Source organism: Kaistella solincola (genome assembly GCF_000812875.1).
Lineage (GTDB): Bacteria > Bacteroidota > Bacteroidia > Flavobacteriales > Weeksellaceae > Kaistella > Kaistella solincola.
Genome location: NZ_JSYK01000003.1, coordinates 617,213 through 636,251 on the forward strand (window position 1 = coordinate 617,213; position 19,039 = coordinate 636,251).

The following is a 19,039-nucleotide window of genomic DNA, read 5'->3' on the forward strand; positions in this document are numbered from 1 at the left end:
AAAAACTGTGCTGAAAATCAGCAATTAATAGGCGATTTCAATTTTCAGTTTTTTGTTTTTCAGCCTTTGATTTTCTAAAGTTTTTAAAAGAGCCACCATTTTTTGGCGGTTCACCGCAACGTAAGAAGTTGTGTCTTTTACTTCGATTAAACCGATATCGTCTTTTTCCAAACCACCTTTTTTAATCAGAAAACCTACAATATCCACTTTGTTTACTTTGTCTTTTTTTCCTGCGCTGATGTAAAGCGTTAAAAACGGCGTTCGCGCGGGCAGTTTGTAGTCTTGCGTAAGTTTTTCTTCGGCAACGGTCTTTTTAATGAAAGGAAAATTTTCGTCTTCGGTCATTATTAAATAGACGAAACCTTTCGCGTTCATTCGCGCGGTCCGTCCGTTTCGGTGAATAAAAGCATCTTCTTTCGGTGGTAACTGGTAATGTACAATCGATTCCACTTCCGGAATGTCGAGGCCGCGCGACGCCAAATCGGTGGTGATTAAAATTCGCGAAGAATCATTTTTAAATTTCAGCAGCGCGCGCTCGCGTTCGTCCTGTTCCATGCCGCCGTGAAAGGTTTCGCGCGAAATTCCTTTCTCCTTTAATAAAGCAGAAATCCGATCGACAGCATCGCGGTGATTACAGAAAATTAAGGTTCTTTTGTTGCCAATTTTACAGAGCAGATGAAATAATGTGTCGAGCTTTTCCTCCGATGTCGTCATCACTTTCCGAAGCTGAAAATCCGGTTTTGATTCCTGAACTTTCAGAAAATCTATTTTTTCCGCGTTTTCAATTCCGGTGAACTTTGGAATTTCTGCCATCGCGGTTGCGGAAGTCAAAATTCTTTGGGAAAGATTCGGCATCGCTTCGATGATGTAACTCATATCATCATGAAAACCGAATTCCAAAGCCTTATCAAATTCATCAAGCACCAAATTTTCGATGCTCGAAGGATCAAAATTTTCATTTTTTAAATGATAGGCTATTCTTCCGGGCGTGCCGATTAAAACCGCGGGTGCTTCGACGAGATTGTTCATCTCAATCTTTTTATCGTGGCCGCCGTAACACACGGTAACTTTAAAATCGCTGCCAATGCTTTTAAAAACCTGTTCGATCTGTAACGCAAGTTCGCGAGACGGAACTAAAATCATCGCCTGAATTTCCGATCTGTTCTTATTCAAATTCCGAAGGACAGGAAGCAAAAAAGCCAAAGTTTTTCCGGAGCCAGTGGGCGAGAGCAAAATAATATCTTTGCCTTTTTCTGCGGCTTTATAGGTGGTTTTTTGCATTTGATTCATGTCCTGAATCTGCAGGTTTTCGTAAATTTTCTGTAAGTCCATTTTGCAAAGTTAAGAGAAAGCTTTGCTAAAAGTGTTTTTTAATTAAAATTGGTGAAGAATTTTACCGGTAAATAAGGCAAATTATTAATATTTGTCGTAATTTTGCACCACTTTTTGTGGAAGTCCTTGGCGAAGTTAAAACATTAACAACTAACATCTTCTGTATTTTTCAATATCCCACATTAAGCCATTGATTGAAATTACAGGATACAAATTTTTTTATTATGTCAGAAACGACAACAAAAGAAGAGGTTCTAATGAACCAAAACGTAGCTCCGGAACAGTTTGACTGGGATTCATTTGAATCAGGTCTTGATGCTGAATCCAGACAGGAAAAAAGTGATTTGGAAGAAATCTACAACGGATCTCTGAGCAATCTACAGGACAACGACGTACTTATTGGTAGAGTTGTAAGACTTACCGACAAAGAAGCGATTGTTGACATCAACTTTAAGTCTGAAGGAGTTATTTCTTTAAACGAATTCCGTTACAACCAAGGTCTTGCAGTAGGTGATGAGGTTGAAGTAATGGTTGACAGAAGAGAAGACAAATCAGGTCAGTTACAGTTATCTCACAAAAAAGCAAGAACGCTTAAAGCTTGGGATAGAGTAAATGAACTTCACGAAACTGGTGAAATCGTTAACGGTTTTGTAAAATCAAGAACCAAAGGTGGTATGATCGTAGATGTTTTAGGCATCGAAGCATTCTTACCAGGTTCACAAATTGATGTGAAACCAATTAAAGATTACGATCAGTTCGTTGGTAAAACAATGGAATTTAAAGTTGTGAAAATCAACCCAGAATTTAAAAACGTTGTAGTATCGCACAAAGCATTGATCGAAGCAGATATCGAAGGTCAGAAAAAAGAAATCATCGCACAGTTAGAAAAAGGTCAGGTATTGGAAGGTACTGTTAAGAACATCACTTCTTACGGTGTATTCGTAGATCTTGGTGGTGTTGATGGTTTAATTCACATTACCGATCTTTCTTGGAGCCGTGTAAACCATCCATCAGAAATCTTAGAGGACGGGCAAGTTGTAAAAGTTGTTATCCTTGATTTCGATGATGAGAAAACAAGAATCCAATTAGGTATGAAACAGTTGGAAGCTCATCCTTGGGATGCACTTTCTGCTGACATGAAAATTGGCGACAGAGTAAAAGGTAAAGTAGTAGTACTTGCTGATTACGGTGCGTTTGTAGAAGTTGCGCCAGGTGTTGAAGGTTTAATTCACGTTTCAGAAATGTCTTGGTCAACTCACTTAAGAAGTGCAGGTGATTTCGTAAAAGTAGGAGACGAGGTAGAAGCTGAGGTTTTAACTTTAGACAGAGAAGACCGTAAAATCTCTTTGGGTATGAAGCAGTTAAGCCAGGACCCATGGTCTAACATCGAAACTAAATATCCGGTAGGTTCAGAGCACACAGGAATTGTAAGAAACTTTACAAACTTCGGTGTATTCGTAGAATTGGAAGAAGGTATTGATGGTTTGATCTACATCTCAGATCTTTCCTGGACTAAAAAAATCAAGCATCCATCAGAATTCTGTGCAGTTGGCGATAAATTAAAGGTAGTAGTTCTTGAGTTGGATACAGCAGCAAGAAGACTTTCTTTAGGTCACAAACAATTACAGGAAAATCCTTGGGATAAATTTGAAACCAAATATGCTGAAGGAACTGTACACGCAGGGACAGCAACAGAAGTATTCGACAAAGGAGCTCAGGTTCAGTTCGAGGATGCAGAAGTTGAAGCTTTCTGTCCGTCAAGATTATTAGAGAAAGAAGATGGCTCTAAAATCAAAAAAGGCGACAGCGCAGAGTTCAAAGTAATCGAGTTCAACAAAGAATTCAAAAGAGTAGTAGTATCTCATACAGGCATCTTCAGAGACGAAGAGAAGAAAAACGTAAGAGAAAACACTTCCAACAATGCAAACAAATCTACAGGATCTTCAAACAACGAAGAAAAATCCACATTAGGAGATCTAGACGTATTGGCAGAATTGAAAAAGAAAATGGAAGGTAAATAATCCTTTGCAAATTCTATATATAAAGAGCGCCTCATTTTTATGAGGCGTTTTTTTATTGTCTTTACTTTTAAAAGCTTGGAATCTTGAATTTAAAACTGAAAAATTTGCCGCTAAAACAACCATTTTTTTCATTTTTACCCAAATACCTTTAACGAACTTTTACCTCCAAAAAATTCCGCATTTTTGATTAATCTTTTGTGGTTAAAACATTTTCTCCAAAGAAAAAATTCGCCGCTAAAACCATCATTTTTTTCATTTTTACCCAAACACCTCTAATAAACTTTTACATCCAAAAAAAATTCCGCTCCTTTGATAATCTTTCGTGGTTAAAAATTTTATCCAAGCAAAAATTCCCCGCTAAAACCATCAAAAATCTCATTTCAACAACAAGTCGTAAATGTAAAGACATTCCCTTAAAAAAAACACAACAAACCTCCGCCGAACCAAATTATTCACTAATTTTGAAAGCGAAATCCAACAATTATGACAAAAAAATTACTCTCAACATTATTAATATGTTTTGTACTGTTGCTCTTCGGCCAAAAAGTGCCGGAAAATGCAATGCCGGGGAAAGTATTTCCACTCAACACCACAGAGTTTTCTGCGCAAGTTAAAAGCGCAAATTCAGCTAAAGGCAAATCTGATCTTACCATCAAATTGCCGCTGAAAGACGGTCGTTTGGAAACTTTTACACTTACCCAAAACGACCTTACGAAAAACACCAGCCTTTCCATCAAAACTTTTGACGGAATTTCAAAAGACGGAAAAACCACATTAAAACTTTCCTTTTTCGGCGACAAAATCAACGCGATTATAAAATCTGCCGACGGATATTTTATGCTGGAGCCGTACGAAACCCAAGCCAACGAATACCGGTTGTACAATATGTTTGATGACCTCGGCGGAAAAGTGAGCTGCGGCATCGATCAAAGTTTGGAGCTGAAAAGCGAGTTTGAGGAAATTAAAAAGCAGGCAAGTGTTTTAAAATTAGCTTCTGCGCCATATTTTCCGTACGGAAATACTTTAAGGAAATTCCGCATGGCGATTGCGACAACCGGAGAATTCACCCAGAAATTCGGAAGTCAAGATAATGCTTTAGCCGAAGCGTTGAATATGCTGAATCTTATCAATCTTGTTTACGAAACAGAACTATCAGTTAGTTTTGTGGCGATTGCGGAAACTTTAAACAAAACCTTAATCTTCCCGAATCCTACTACCGATCCGTTTACCGTGAGTTCTACTTTTGCGAGCGCCAACAATTCGCAGGCAGGTTTTACCACGATGAACAACAACGCAACTTTGCCGTACTCAAAATACGATATTGGGCACACTTTCAATATTATGGAGAGTTCCGAAAGAACTGCGCAGGGGCAGGCCGGTCCGAATCCTTGTACTCCCGGGTCCAGCGCGCGCGCCTGGAGCCAATGGACGGTTTCTATGCCGCGCGGTGCTACTGCCAACCTCATTATTCACGAAATGGGGCACCAGTTTTCAGCCTGGCATACATATAATGCCGTGGGTGGAACTGTAGGTTCAGAAACTTTCTGTACAAACGGTTGGGACAGTACTTCCGCTGTAGAGCCGGGCTCCGGAACCACCATTATGAGCTACGCGAGCAACTGTAAAGTACCGGTAGACCAAACCAATTCCGGCAAAAACCAGCTTAATTATTTCAATGCTAAAAGTTTAGACCAAATCCTCTATTCTTTAGCAAACAGAGCTACCTGTTTCACCACTACACCAACCGGAAATACACCACCAACTGCCAATGCTGGAGTGGATATTGTAATTCCGAAAAATACACCGTTTAAACTAAAAGGTGCAGCCAGCGATAAAGACGGAAACGTTTTAAGTTATACGTGGGAACAGGCTGACGTAGCAACTGCTTCGGACAAAGGTGCTTTTGGTTATAATGTTGTGGGCGTAGGTGGATACACGGCGGTAAACAGTACAACTGCGCCACTTTTTCGTAGTGAACAGACTTTGGAAAACACCGAACGGACTTTTCCTAAAATTACGTATATCATCAATAACAATAATATCGCGCCGGATACCGATGCAGAAGCTTTACCGCAAGTAGCGCGAAATATGAAATTCCGCTTTACCGTTCGTGATAACCAAATCGGTGGCGGCGGTGTGGATTCAGATGAAATGGTTGTCCGTGTAGATGCTTCAGGTCCGCTGAAAGTAACTTCGCAAGGCACTGCTTCAACCACTGCTGCGAATAGCGCGACCAACGTAACGTGGGACGTTAACAACACGCAAACCATCAAAGACCAGGTAAATATTTTACTGTCGGTTGATGGTGGCTACACTTTTCCTTATATGTTGAAACAGAATACGGCAAATGACGGTGCGGAATCCGTAACAATTCCAAACGTCCCGGGAACCGATAAAGCAAGAATTAAAGTTACCGCACTATTAGGTGGCGGTGCCGAATTTTTCGATGTTTCAGCAGCTAATTTTACGGTTACCAATGCGGCCTGTAGCGCCCAGTCTACACTGATCAGCCCAACAACCGCGATCAATACCACCACCGGAAATACCTTGGCAAACTTAAATATGACCGCGCCGACGGTGGGAAATCTGGGATATTTTGCAGCTTCGGCGATAAATGTTTCCACAACCACGGTGTTGCGTACAAGATTGGTGACATATACCGACGAAACCATGACCACACCTAAATATCTTGGAAGCGCAAATTCTGTTTTGAAAAGAATCCGCGTTACAAAAACCGGTCAGTACACTATTACAAACAGTGGCAGTTTCCTGATTATGTCGATTTACACTGCTGATCCAACTTCTGCTATTCGAACCAGCGCAGAAGCATTGGCAAGTTTTGTGGCTTCAAACGCTTATGAAACAGCCACGCCGAATACCTACAGCGCATTCAACACCTTAACTGTTACGCTGAATGAAGGTGTAGATTACTACATCACTTTTAATAATTTTTCAAGTGGTGATCCGGCAGCAACTTACAATCTGTCTTTCAGCGGCGACGGTTCTTTCTATGAAGTTACCGATTTTGCGACCACAAGCAACGCGTACACTTTCATCGCGGTGGATGCAAATAACAAAATTGTCGCGCAAAGCCCAACAGCAGATTTCAGAACACTAGTAGGTGGAACGTATACCATTTATGGTCTGTCTTACCTGAAAACCGAAGATCCGAAAACCTTTGTCGGAAAAACCAAAGATGAGGTCTTGATGAATTGCGCCTTAACCAGTGATAACAGTAGAACATTAGTCTTAAGCTGTACCGCGCCGGCAATTACACAACAACCCGTTTCGGTTACCGGAAATATCGGTTCCAAACAGACGTTCACTGTAATCGCAAGCGGACCTGCAACTTACCAATGGTATAAAGACGGCGTTGCGCTTGCAAACCAAACCACCAGTACATTAACCATCAACAGCGTTCAGAAAACAGATGAAGGTTCTTATTACGTTGTGGTTTCCAACGCGACCTGTACCGTAACTTCGGATACTGTAAAACTTACGCTCGCGAACATGGGAACCGTAGATCCTGATCAGGCTGAAGATTTTGTACTGTACCCGAATCCGGTAAAAGATGTTTTGTACATTAAAACATCCAAACCGGCGGACAGAATCGAGATTTACGACATGGCTGGCAGACTTGTAAATGCGCAGGTTCTTTCGTCCGAGAGTATTTCTGTGGCGAGGCTGCAGCGCGGCGTATACGTGGTGAAAATCCTGCATAAAAACGAAACGGTGAAAATGCAGAAAATAATTAAAGAATAGTCTAACCCAGAGCCACAGCATGTGGCTCTTTTTTTGTTTATGAACTGAAATGAAAATACTTTTTATCAATTTTTTCCTGCTTTTTTTAACATCCTGCGCAACCGCGCAAAAAACTGAAGATATGCAGATTGTCAAGGAATTTCCTTTTTCCGGTGAAAATCTGTTCAGGGAAATTGAGAAAAAAGCGGCAAAAGTAGAGCAAATAAAAGACATCAAAATAACTTTACCGACGCCGGCTGGCGACGAAGAGTTTAAGCTGATGGAATACAATCTTGGCGAAAAAAGAGTTCCGGGATTTTATACCTTTCGCGGTGCTTCTGCGGACGGACAGAAAATCCTCACTTTAACCGTAAAACCGAAATCGATGAGCGGGATGATCAGATATAACGCTGAAAATTTCTACATCGAAAAGGTGAAAAACGCTAAAAACAAATACCAGCTTTATTTACCAAAACCGGTTAAAAATCAGGAAAATGACGCTTTGAAATAATTTAAAAAAATGAAAAATTGGCCATTTTAACGGCATTTTTTTTAATGAACCTTGACGTGGCGCCTTGTTAAATGAAAATTTTGGCTGTTTTTTCGGGATATTTTTGCGGCGTGATATTGCAGCCAGACTTGAACGAGTTGTTTTTGCGCAGTATAGCGCACAAAAAAACGGGAGTGCAGGCATAAATGAGCTAAAAGCAAAGGCTTTTATCAAAATTTACGAACGTAGTTCAAAGCTGCCCAAATTAATCAGTATCAACAAAAGTATTTTCAAAAAAAAGGTGCAAATAGCAGGTAATTTTTTGAAATAAACTTTGGGGTGGAGTTTTGCTAAAATGATTTAGAAATTTTTCACCATTGCTATTTAGGAATTTTTAAGGGCTTTAAGGCGGTAATTTCTTTTTTCATCGATAACAGAATTTCTTTAATTCCAATCATATCCAACGGACTTTGGTCGGGTTCTTCGGTATTGATGCTGCATGCATACTCCCAGATTTCTAGGATTTGTGAAAGCTTGATTTCGTACGGTTCATAAAAATCATTATCCGAACTTACCATAATATTTTTTCCGGTTTTTTTGTCCAATCTTTTATAAACCACTCCTTCATTTCGGGTAATGAAAATATAAGTTTTGTTGTTTTTAAGATCATTGATGTTTTCTACATATTTCCCCACGATGAAAGTTCCGTCCTTAAAAGGCGGCATGGAATCTCCGCTTGCCGGAAAAGCGCGGAATTTTCCATTGCGCAGAAAAGGCAGGGAAATGGTCTGAAGTTTCTCAATATATTCCGGGTCGCTGTATCCTTGCAAATAGCCCATTTTGGCTTTTTCTGAGATAATTTCTATCTTATTTTCACCTTTTTCGTCTACGGTAATCGGCAGGATAATCCGGTTGTCTGGCAATTTCATCATTTTTTCTAAAGGGTACTTCCGCAAATCTGTGCCCACCATTAAATCAATGCTTACGCCGTAATATTTCGACACGCGTATCAGGATTTCTATGGGTGGTTCTGTACCGCCATCTTCATATTTAGCGTAGCGCCCGCGCGTGATAAGAAGGGCATCCGCGATCTTCTGTTGCGAATATTTCTGCTGACCTCTCAAATACCGCATATTTTCTGATAAAATTGACATTGCTATAAATTATAGCAACAAATATACATAAATTAGATATAAATTATACTAATTTTGAACCCATGGAAAGAGCGATTGTACATATGGACTTAGACACTTTTTTTGTCTCCTGCGAAAGGTTACAGGAATCTAAACTTCAAGGAATTCCTGTAATCATCGGTGGTGGCGAGCGTGGCGTGGTGGCTTCGTGTTCCTATGAAGCACGTTATTTCGGCGTACGTTCTGCCATGCCCATCAAGATGGCAATGAAGTTATGCCCTGACGCGAAAATCATCCGTGGTGACTATGAACGTTACTCCAAATTCTCCCGCGAGGTCACCGAAATCATTCAGGAAAAAGTTCCGGTTTTAGAAAAAGCCAGTATTGATGAATTTTATTTGGATCTTTCAGGCATGGACCGGTTTTTCGGCTGTTACCAATGGACGCAGGAAATTGCCGAAGCCATAACCAAAAATACCGGCTTGCCCATCAGTTTTGCTTTGTCTACCAATAAAACCGTTTCTAAAATCGGTACCGGCGAAGCCAAACCGCTTGGCAGGTTTGAAATTCCCGCCCACAATGTACATTCTTTTCTCAATCCGCTTTCTGTAAGGAAAATTCCTATGGTTGGCGACGCTACTTTTCAGCTGCTTTCTCGCGTGGGAATTCGTACTATTCAAACTTTAGCAGAAATGCCCGTGCTGGTTTTGCAGCAAATGATGGGTAAAAACGGCAGCGAGCTCTGGAAAAAAGCCAACGGAATTGATCTGACGCCCGTGGTTCCGTATTCCGAAAGAAAATCTGTATCCAGTGAACATACTTTTACCAATGATACGATGGATATTTTCGAGGTGAAAAGAATAATTTCGGGAATGGCAGAAGCTTTAGCATACCAACTTCGCCAGGAGAAATGGCTGACTTCTACGGTGGTTTTGAAGATCCGCTACGCCAATTTCGATACAGAAACCAAACAGTGTAAGATTTCTTATACCTCTATTGATCATACTTTAGCAAGGGTTGCGCTGGATTTATTTGATAAATTGTATAAACGCAGAATGCGCCTGCGCCTCATCGGTTTGCGTTTTACCAATCTGGTGCACGGGACCTATCAGATGAATTTATTTGAAGACAGCGAAGAGTTGATGAATCTCTATCAGGCCATGGACCGCATGAAAAACCGTTTTGGCGAAAATGCACTAGGCCGTGCCTCGGGATTTAAACTAATGTCTTAAAAGAACACCATTTTTTTCATCAAAGGATTTCAAAAAACCTGAAAAAGCCCCGAAAATTTGTTCATCATGTTAGTTCTTGAATCTTGGTTCCACACCAACCTCTAAAATCTAAAACCGTGTTTCTCAATTCCCACACTTATCATAGTTTACGTTACGGCACGCTTTCCGTTGAAGAACTTGTGAAGCAAGCCGCCGAAGCCGGCGTGAAAGAATTGGTTTTAACTGACATCAACACGGTCACCGCGATCTATGATTTTAAAAAAGAATGCGAAAAAGCCGGCATTAAACCTATTGTAGGTGTAGAAATTCGGAAAGAAAAACGTTTGCTTTATATTACCATCGCGAAAGATGAAACCGGGATTGCTGAAATCAACCGTTTGCTTACCAACCACAATTGCGAAGGAGCGGAATTGCCCGAATTTTCGCCGCATTTTGACCAGGTTTTTGTGATTTATACTTTAAGCAATTTCCCAGAAACACTCAATGAAAATGAATTTATCGGCGTTCGGGCAGAAGAACTGAATTTTTTAATCCGGCCGGAATTGAAAAAATTTTCAGAAAAAATAGTCATTTTGCACCCAATAACTTTCAAGACAAAAAAGGAGTTCAATCTGCACCGGATTCTACGAGCGATTGACCAAAATACCTTGATTTCTAAACTTGCTAAAAACGATTGTTGTTCCCGGAATGAAGTTTTTGAACCGGTTTCCACGCTTTTGGAAAAGTTTAAAAGATATCCGAAAATCATTCAGAACACCCGGAATATTTTAGATGTCTGCGTCTTTAATTTTGATTTTAAAACACCGAAAAACAAAATTTGCTTTACCACGGATAAAAAATCGGATGATGTGCTTTTAAGAAAATTGGCTTATAAAGGCCTGAAAAAACGATATCCGGAAAAATCACAAATCGTTCTGGACCGTATGGAAAAAGAATTGCAAGTCGTCAGCGAAATGAGTTTTTCGGGTTATTTCCTCATTACTTTAGATATTGTTAAATACAGTATGAGCCGTGGTTTTTTGCATGTTGGGCGCGGCAGTGGCGCCAATAGCATCATCAGTTATTGTCTGGGAATTACAGAAATTTGCCCCATTGAGCTTAATCTTTATTTTGAGAGATTTCTGAATAAACACCGGAATAATCCGCCGGATTTTGATATTGACTGGAGTTGGCGCGAGCGGGACGAGATTATACAATATATTTTAGATCGATACGGAAGGGAGCATGTGGCTTTTTGTGGTACCAATGTCGAATTTAAATACCGTTCTATCTTTCGGGAAGTGGGGAAAGCTTTTGGTTTGCCGAAAGAAGAACTGGATGTTTTGGCAAAAAATCCTATGGAGATGCACGACGATAATAAAGTGGTGAAACTTATACAAAAATACGGCGTTTTGCTCGAAAAATTTCCAAACCAGCGCAGCATGCATTCCTGCGGAATAATTATTTCTGAAGAACCTATTACCAATTACAGTGCTTTGGAAATGCCCCCAAAAGGTTTTCCGATTGTGCAGTTTGATATGAATGTGGCGGAAGATATCGGTTTTGAAAAATTTGATATTCTATCTCAGCGCGGTCTTGGAACCATAAATGATACGCTGAAACTCGTGCACAAAAACAGAGGAATCACTATTGATATTCACAACACGCATCTTTTTAAAAATGATAAAAGCTGTAATGATTTTTTAAGCATCGGGAAAACCATCGGCTGTTTTTATATTGAAAGTCCTGCGATGCGCGGATTATTACGCCGTTTGAAATGTCAGGACTATATCACTTTGGTAGCGGCTTCGTCCATTATTCGTCCCGGCGTGGCGAAAAGCGGCATGATGAAAGAATATATTTTCCGGCACAACAATCCCACGAAATTCGAATATTTTCATGAGGTTTTTGAAGAACAGCTCGGTGAAACGTATGGGATTATGGTTTATCAGGAAGATGTGATTAAGATTGCACTGCATTTCGGTGGCGTATCTGCCAATGACGGTGATGTTTTGCGGCGAGCCATGAGTGGCAAAAGCCGCTCGTTGAAAAAACTGCAGCAAGTAAGAGATAATTTTTTTGAATCCTGCGCCCAAAAAGGTCATCCGGAGCAATTGTCGCAGGAAGTTTACCGCCAGATAGAGTCATTTGCAGGTTATTCTTTCTGCAAAGCACATTCCGCGTCCTATGCGGTGGAAAGCTACCAAAGTTTATATTTAAAGGTGAATTATCCGATTGAATTTATGGTTTCCGCCATCAATAACGGTGGCGGTTTTTACCGTACCGAAGTGTATGTGCATGAATGTAGAATGGGCGGCGGAAAAATTCATAATCCGTGCGTGAACCGAAGTTTATTTGAAACCACGGTTTTTGGTGACGATGTTTTTTTAGGTTTTATGCACATTGAAAAGCTGGAAAGCCGCATTACGGATTTTATCCCGGAAGAAAGGGCGAAAAATGGTGATTTTACGTCGCTGGAAAATTTTATCAAACGCGTTCCGGTGGGAATTGAAACTTTGCAGACGTTGATTTTTGTGGGTGCTTTCCGCTTTACCGGAAAACCAAAAAATGAGTTGCTGATTGAAGGCAGATTGTTGATGATCCACTTCCAGCCGGAATATCGCCTGCCCGCTTTTTTTGAGACGCCCGTGCCGGAATATCAACTTCCGCAACTAAACCGCAATAAGTTTGAAGATGCTTTTGATGAAATAGAAATTTTGGGATTTGCCGTTTCCTGTAGCCCGTTCGATCTGTTACAGACCAAATTCCGGGGAAAAATAATGGCGACAGATTTAGTGAAATTTCATAAAAAACAGGTGAAAATGCTGGCCTACCTGATTTCGCGCAAACACGTTCCCACCAAGAAAGGAACGATGTTTTTCGGAACCTGGATTGATGTTGAAGGAAACTTTTTCGATACGGCACATTTCCCAGATAATTTACAGAAATATCCTTTTCAGGGTGGCGGCTGCTATTTGTTATTGGGCCAGGTGGAAGTGGATTTTCATTTTCCCACGATTACGGTTTTCAAAATGGCAAAGATGCCCTTTATCCCGGATCCGCGGTATGCAGAAGACAAGGAAAAAAGCTATGAAGTGCACAAAAAAATCAACGAAGATGTAAGTATGACGTGGAGAAAACCTTACCCGCAGGAACATGAAATTGGTTTGCCACGAAATAAAATGGTTTTGAAATAATCTAGAAAATTAAAAAATTGGCCATTTTAACGGCATTTTTTTTAATAAACTTTGACGTGGCGCCTTTGTAAAAATGAAAAAATTTGGCTGTTTTTGCGGGATTTTTTTTCAAATAATAACTCACATTAAAAACCAAAAGAATTCCCTTTTAAGCACGAAAAAACCCATCAAAATGAATTGATGGGTTTTTGTATTGTAACCGAAATTACTTTTTGTAAGAAGCGTCTTTAATTCTCGCTTTTTTACCTCTAAGGTTTTTAAAGTAGTAGATTCTTGCTCTTCTAACTTTACCTCTTCTGTCAATTTCAATTTTTTGCAAAGCGGGCAAATTCATTGGGAAAACTCTTTGTACACCTACATCACCACTCATTTTTCGGATGGTAAAAGTTTTGGTAGCTCCAGTTCCTCTGATTTGTAGCACTACACCTTTAAAGAACTGAGTTCTTGTTTTAGCGCCCTCTTTAATCTCGTAGTACACCGTGATGGTGTCACCGGCTTTGAATTTTGGGAATTCTTTTTTTGCAATGTACTTGTCTTGCACGTACTGTAATAAATCCATTTTTCTTGTAAAAAATTTGTTTTGTCAAGCTAAGCAACGTTCACGCCCTTCGTCAGAGGTTGGTTAACAGGCTGCAAAAATACTATAAATATTACTTTCTGCCAACACTTTAGCAAAAAAATCTACAGCAGAAAAATTCCCGGTTATTTTGCCATTTTTTCCATTCTCTGCACTTCCTACTTTTTAATTCATCCGTCATCCGTCATCCGCCATCCTTTATCCTTTATTCTCTCAACTATCACTGTTTACAGCGTGTCCCTTACTCGGTCATTACGCGCTCGCTGCGCTCGCGCTCCATTCCTCGTTCGGGCCGGGCTGTACGCTATATCTTTTTTCCGGGTTTTACCCGGCAAAAAAGGATGCCGCTGCCATCCCTCACGCGGGCAGCGCCGCGGTAAATTTCCGCATTTCTGCAGCAGGTCTGGGGAAATTCCAAAAAAAAGCGTAAATTTCTACCACAAATTTTCATACTTTCTCATGATCGATAAAAGAGTAAAAAACGTGCAGGAAGCCATTGCCGGAATTAATGATGGTATGACGGTAATCGTGGGTGGCTTTGGCCTTTGCGGTATCCCTGAAAATTCCATTAATGCCTTGGCAAACAGCCAGGTTACCGACCTTACGTGCATTTCCAATAACGCGGGTGTGGACGATTTCGGACTCGGATTGCTGTTACAGAAAAAACAGATCAAGAAAATGATTGCTTCTTATGTCGGCGAAAACGCGGAGTTTGAGCGCCAAATGCTTTCCGGCGAATTGGAGGTTGAACTCACGCCGCAGGGAACTTTAGCCGAAAAATGCCGCGCGGCACAGGCTGGGATTCCGGCTTTTTATACACCAGCAGGTTACGGTACCGAAGTCGCGGAAGGTAAAGAAACCAAAGATTTCGATGGTAAAATGCATATTCTAGAACACGCTTTCAAAGCCGATTTTTCCATCGTAAAAGCCTGGAAGGGCGATTATGCCGGAAACCTGATTTTCAAAGGCACTGCGCGCAACTTCAACGCACCCATGGCTGGCGCGGGCAAAATCACCATTGCCGAAGTGGAAGAACTGGTAGAACCGGGCGAACTTGACCCGAATGAAATCCACATTCCGGGAATAATGGTCCAAAGAATTTTCCAGGGCGAAAAATTCGAAAAAAGAATTGAGCAACGCACGGTTAGAAAAAGAGATAATTAAATCAATAAAAATAACGGGCTTTTTGCCTGTTTTTTTTGGTTTTAACCAATTGCTCCAACTTTCCTTTCCCCAATCTGCTGTCGCCACATCGCGTAATACAAACCTTTTAAATCTAACAGATTTTCATGCGAACCGGTTTCAATGACTTTTCCGCGTTCTAAAACGTAAATTCGGTCCGCGTGCATAATTGTGCTGAGACGGTGAGCGATCAAAACCGTTATTTGCTCCTTCTGATCAGAAATTTCCCGGATTGTCCGCGTAATTTCTTCTTCTGTAATGCTGTCCAGCGCAGAAGTCGCTTCATCGAAAATCAACAGATGCGGTTTTCGCAACAAAGCCCGTGCAATGGCAATTCGCTGCTTTTCTCCGCCGCTTAATTTTAATCCGCCTTCACCAATCACTGTATTGATAACGTTTTCCGCACGTTGAATTAAACCAGTAGCACTGGATTTTTTCAACGCCATTTCCAAATCTGCTTCGCTCGCGCCCGGACTTACAAACAGCAGATTTTCTTTAATTGTTCCCGCAAAAAGCTGCGTATCCTGTGTTACAAAACCGATTTGGTTCCGTAGTTCATCAAAATCAAATTCATTTCCGTTGATATTGTTGTAATATATTGCACCTTCTTTAGGACGGTAGAGGCCAACAAGCAGTTTCACCAATGTACTTTTTCCGGCGCCGCTTGGTCCCACAAATGCAATGGTTTCACCATTTTTCACTTCAAAAGAAATATCGTTCAACGCTTTATAAGCTGCAGATTGATGCTGAAAAGACACTTTTTCAAACCGGAGTTTTTCAATAGCACCAATTTTTTTCGGCAGTTGTGGTTTTTCTTCCGCAGGTTTTTTCATTAAAGTATCGAAATTGTGCAGTGATGCCTGAGCTTCGCGGTAAGAAATAATAATGTTCCCGATTTCCTGCATCGGTCCGAAAATAAAAAAACCGTAAAACATCAGCGACAAATATTGTCCCGGCGTCACAACATTTTTAAAAATCAGATAAAGCAAAGTGAACGTAATCATCTGTTGCAGAAAATTCACCATCGTGCCCTGAATAAAACTCAGCGAACGGATGCTTTTCACTTTCCGCAGTTCCAGACCTAAAATTTTATACGTATTGCTGTTCAGGCGTTTCACTTCCTGTTTCGTAAGTCCCAGACTTTTTACGATTTCTATATTTCTTAAGCTTTCGGTCGTGCTTCCAGCTAAAGTATTGGTTTCCGCCACGATGGTTTTCTGGATATTTTTAATCCTTTTACTTAATAAATTGGTGATGAACGAAATGATGAAAATTCCCACGACATAAACCGGCATAATAGACCAATGTAGCTGTATCGCGTAAATGGAGACGAAAATAATGCTGACTAAAATTCCGAAAAATATATTGATAAAGTTGGTAATAAATTTCACCGAATCTTCGCGGACTTTCGTTAAAATAGATAAAGTCTCACCACTTCGCTGATCTTCAAATTCCTGAAAAGGCAGCGCCATGGAATGCTGCAAACCATCGGTGAAAATATTCGCACCGAATTTCTGCGTAATCACATTCACCACATAATCCTGAAAAGCTTTTGCAATGCGGCTCACCATCGCAGTTCCGATGAGCAAACCCAAAAAATAAAAAACGCCGTGGTAAACATCGGTGCCGTATAGATAGTCGTTCAGGCTACGAGCAAGCAGTTTTTCTTTATCGAAAAAGTTCGGGTGTGTTACGAGCTGATCCAGAATATTTCCCGTAATCGCAGGGCCAAACAAAGAAAAAACCTGGTTTACAGTCGCCAGAAATAAGGATAAAATGAGCAACCACTTGTGCGGTTTTAAATATTTTAAAAGTGTCTTCATCAAAAAATTTGTAGTGCAAAATTAGAGTTATTTATGGATTTGTTTTGGTCACACCATAGATTGTCGTAATACCATTTGTACAACCAGTGAAAAAGCAATAAATTGCAGTTCAACTTAAAAACTATGCTCACAAAAGAACAGATCGCCCAAAGAATTTCCAAAGAAGTTAAAGACGGATATTACGTAAACCTCGGTATCGGCATTCCGACTTTGGTTGCAAACTTCGTGTCTCACGACCTTTCAGTAGAATTTCAAAGTGAAAATGGCGTGCTTGGCATGGGACCTTTTCCGTTCGAAGGTGAAGAAGATCCGGATTTGATAAACGCCGGAAAACAGACGATTACAACGCTTCCGGGCGCTTCGTTTTTCGATTCAGCTTTTAGTTTTGGCATGATCAGAAGCCAGAAAGTGGATTTAACCATTCTCGGTGCGATGGAAGTTTCCGAAAACGGCGACATTGCCAACTGGAAGATTCCGGGCAAAATGGTGAAGGGAATGGGCGGCGCGATGGATCTCGTGGCTTCCGCCGAAAATATCATCGTTGCGATGATGCACGTGAACCGCGCGGGTGAGAGCAAAATTCTGAAGAAATGCACCTTGCCGCTGACCGGCGTGGGTTGTGTGAAAAAAGTTGTTACCGAACTGGCGGTTCTGGAAGTTACACCACAAGGTTTTAAGCTTCTGGAAAGAGCGCCAGGCGTTTCTGTTGAAGACATTAAAAAAGCCACCGAAGCCGATTTAATCATCGAAGGTGAAATCCCGGAAATGCAATTTTAATCAAATCATTTTGCAATAAAAAAAATCCTTCTCAATTTTGAAAAGGATTTTTTTTTGGCGTTAAAACGGCTTTTTTTTCGATTTTATCTAAATTATATTTTCTGGAAAATCTGCTTAAAAAGGCGGAAAAATTCAATTATTAATTTTGAAAATTTTGTCGTTTTATACCCGAATTTTTTTAATCCAAAACTATTTTAAAATTTCTTTTAAAAACATCAAAGTGTGCTCCCAGGCTCTTTTCGCCATCACTGGATTGTAGTCTGCTGATGCCGGATTGGTAAAAGTGTGTTTGGAGTTTGCGTAGGTAATAATTTGCCAGTCAGCTTTTCCATCGCGAAGTTCCTGCATGAGCTGTGCGTAATCTTCAGCAGAAACACTTTCGTCCTCTGCCGGATGTTCTACTAAAATTTTAGCCGTTATAGGCCCATTTTTTCTGATTTTATCTTTGGCTAAACCACCATGAATGGAAACTACACCCACGACCGGTAAATTTCCGCGCGCGGCTTCCAGAGCACCGCTACCACCGAAGCAATAACCAATCACCGCAATTTTTTCCGGGTTTGCGCCACTCTTTTTCAATTCCTCCAGAGCAAGCATAATTCGTTTTTGGTACGCTTCGTAATTTTGCTTATAATAACCCGCAGTTTTTGCGGCAGAAGCGTTGTCCGTTGGGATATTTCCTTCACCATAAATATCGGCGATAAAGGCAATGTAACCTTGCTTTTCCAACTCGGCTGCAGCCATTTTTGCTTCATCGTCAATACCTTTCCAGGCTGGTAAAATCAGCACGCCGGGAAGTTTTTTACCCACGTTGGAGGTTACCAAACCGTTCAGTTTCTGCGCGCCGTCTTTGTACGCAACTTTTTTTAAATCCTGGCTGTACATTTTTCCTGAAATCATAAATAATCCTGCTAATAAGAGTGATCGTATCATAATGGTAAATTTTGTTGAGGATAAAATTACACACAAACTTCCTTTTGTGAGCTGACAATCATCGAAATTGATAAATCTGATGAGAAACATCCCGAAAATTTTCGGTTTCGTGGTTTAAATTTAAAGCTAATTTTTTAAAATATTTGTAATTTTAAATTCAATTTAAAATCATGGCAAAATATAAAATCCAGAAATCACCCTTCGTCGTTCCAACCCCCGACGGAAAACTCATCGAAGAAATTTGGGGCAATTCCACCGGAAATTCCGGAATTTCCATCGCGCACATGGTGGCTCCGCCAAACTGGAGCGAACCTTTCCAAACGCCGGATTTCGATGAATTTACCTACATCATTAAAGGTAAAAAGCAGTTTGAAATCGATGGTGAAACCGTGGTTTTGGAAAGCGGCCAAAGCATTTTAATTGAAAAAGGTGCGCGCGTGCGGTACAGCAATCCCTTTGAAAATCCGTGCGATTATCTCGCGATTTGTCTGCCGGCTTTTTCGATGGAACTTGTAAACCGCGAAGAATAATTTTTAATTATTAATGGTGAAATGCTGAATACTAAAAAAACAGTGTTCAAGCACGGAACTTTTTAAATTCAGCTAAGTTATTTTGCAAAATT

General features: G+C 40.5%; 13 protein-coding genes. 8 read left to right on the plus strand and 5 right to left on the minus strand.

The annotated features are described in order from the left end of the window. Nucleotides 1–24 precede the first annotated feature (24 nt). Complete coding sequence (locus tag OA84_RS06880; RefSeq protein ID WP_039344106.1) at nt 25–1,332, minus strand: DEAD/DEAH box helicase; 1,308 nt, start codon at nt 1,330–1,332, stop codon at nt 25–27. A 224-nt stretch (nt 1,333–1,556) separates the two neighbouring features. Between OA84_RS06880 and rpsA the strand changes: the two genes are divergently transcribed. The 3 genes from rpsA (at nt 1,557) to OA84_RS06895 (ending at nt 7,605) form a co-directional block, all read left to right on the plus strand. Then, a complete protein-coding gene (gene rpsA, locus OA84_RS06885; protein WP_039345802.1) occupies nt 1,557–3,353 on the plus strand; it encodes a 30S ribosomal protein S1 in 1,797 nt (598 codons plus the stop codon). 483 nt (nt 3,354–3,836) lie between these two features. Then, nucleotides 3,837–7,115 (plus strand): reprolysin-like metallopeptidase, encoded by a 3,279-nt coding sequence (locus OA84_RS06890; protein ID WP_084060872.1) that lies wholly within the window; start codon nt 3,837–3,839, stop codon nt 7,113–7,115. Nucleotides 7,116–7,236: 121 nt separating this feature from the next. Next, nucleotides 7,237–7,605: a hypothetical protein gene (locus tag OA84_RS06895; RefSeq protein ID WP_156965045.1), complete on the plus strand. Its 369-nt coding sequence runs from the start codon at nt 7,237–7,239 to the stop codon at nt 7,603–7,605. Nucleotides 7,606–7,964: 359 nt separating this feature from the next. Here OA84_RS06895 and OA84_RS06905 read toward each other — a convergent pair whose 3' ends face one another. Beyond that, nucleotides 7,965–8,738 (minus strand): XRE family transcriptional regulator, encoded by a 774-nt coding sequence (locus OA84_RS06905; protein ID WP_039344115.1) that lies wholly within the window; start codon nt 8,736–8,738, stop codon nt 7,965–7,967. 62 nt (nt 8,739–8,800) lie between these two features. Here OA84_RS06905 and dinB point away from each other — a divergent pair, with 62 nt between their 5' ends. Then, nucleotides 8,801–9,949, plus strand: a complete 1,149-nt coding sequence (gene dinB, locus OA84_RS06910) for a DNA polymerase IV (RefSeq protein ID WP_039344117.1) — start codon at nt 8,801–8,803, stop codon at nt 9,947–9,949. Between the two features lie 116 nt (nt 9,950–10,065). Next, nucleotides 10,066–13,125 carry a DNA polymerase III subunit alpha gene (locus OA84_RS06915; RefSeq protein WP_039345805.1) on the plus strand — a complete coding sequence of 1,020 codons (3,060 nt, stop codon included), beginning with the start codon at nt 10,066–10,068 and terminating at the stop codon, nt 13,123–13,125. A 205-nt stretch (nt 13,126–13,330) separates the two neighbouring features. Here OA84_RS06915 and rplS read toward each other — a convergent pair whose 3' ends face one another. Continuing rightward, on the minus strand, nt 13,331–13,684 hold the full coding sequence (gene rplS / locus OA84_RS06920; protein ID WP_039344120.1) for a 50S ribosomal protein L19: 354 nt from the start codon (nt 13,682–13,684) through the stop codon (nt 13,331–13,333). 477 nt (nt 13,685–14,161) lie between these two features. Here rplS and OA84_RS06925 point away from each other — a divergent pair, with 477 nt between their 5' ends. Then, nucleotides 14,162–14,866: a CoA transferase subunit A gene (locus OA84_RS06925; protein ID WP_039344122.1), complete on the plus strand. Its 705-nt coding sequence runs from the start codon at nt 14,162–14,164 to the stop codon at nt 14,864–14,866. A 41-nt stretch (nt 14,867–14,907) separates the two neighbouring features. Here the strand turns inward: OA84_RS06925 and OA84_RS06930 are convergent, their stop codons facing one another. Next, nucleotides 14,908–16,707 (minus strand): ABC transporter ATP-binding protein, encoded by a 1,800-nt coding sequence (locus tag OA84_RS06930; protein ID WP_039344124.1) that lies wholly within the window; start codon nt 16,705–16,707, stop codon nt 14,908–14,910. A 123-nt stretch (nt 16,708–16,830) separates the two neighbouring features. Between OA84_RS06930 and OA84_RS06935 the strand changes: the two genes are divergently transcribed. Further along, complete coding sequence (locus tag OA84_RS06935; protein ID WP_039344127.1) at nt 16,831–17,484, plus strand: CoA transferase subunit B; 654 nt, start codon at nt 16,831–16,833, stop codon at nt 17,482–17,484. A 189-nt stretch (nt 17,485–17,673) separates the two neighbouring features. Here the strand turns inward: OA84_RS06935 and OA84_RS06940 are convergent, their stop codons facing one another. Then, nucleotides 17,674–18,417 (minus strand): dienelactone hydrolase family protein, encoded by a 744-nt coding sequence (locus OA84_RS06940; RefSeq protein WP_039345809.1) that lies wholly within the window; start codon nt 18,415–18,417, stop codon nt 17,674–17,676. A 170-nt stretch (nt 18,418–18,587) separates the two neighbouring features. Here OA84_RS06940 and OA84_RS06945 point away from each other — a divergent pair, with 170 nt between their 5' ends. Then, nucleotides 18,588–18,947, plus strand: coding sequence for a cupin domain-containing protein (locus tag OA84_RS06945; RefSeq protein WP_039344129.1), 360 nt, complete (start codon nt 18,588–18,590; stop codon nt 18,945–18,947). Nucleotides 18,948–19,039 lie beyond the last annotated feature (92 nt).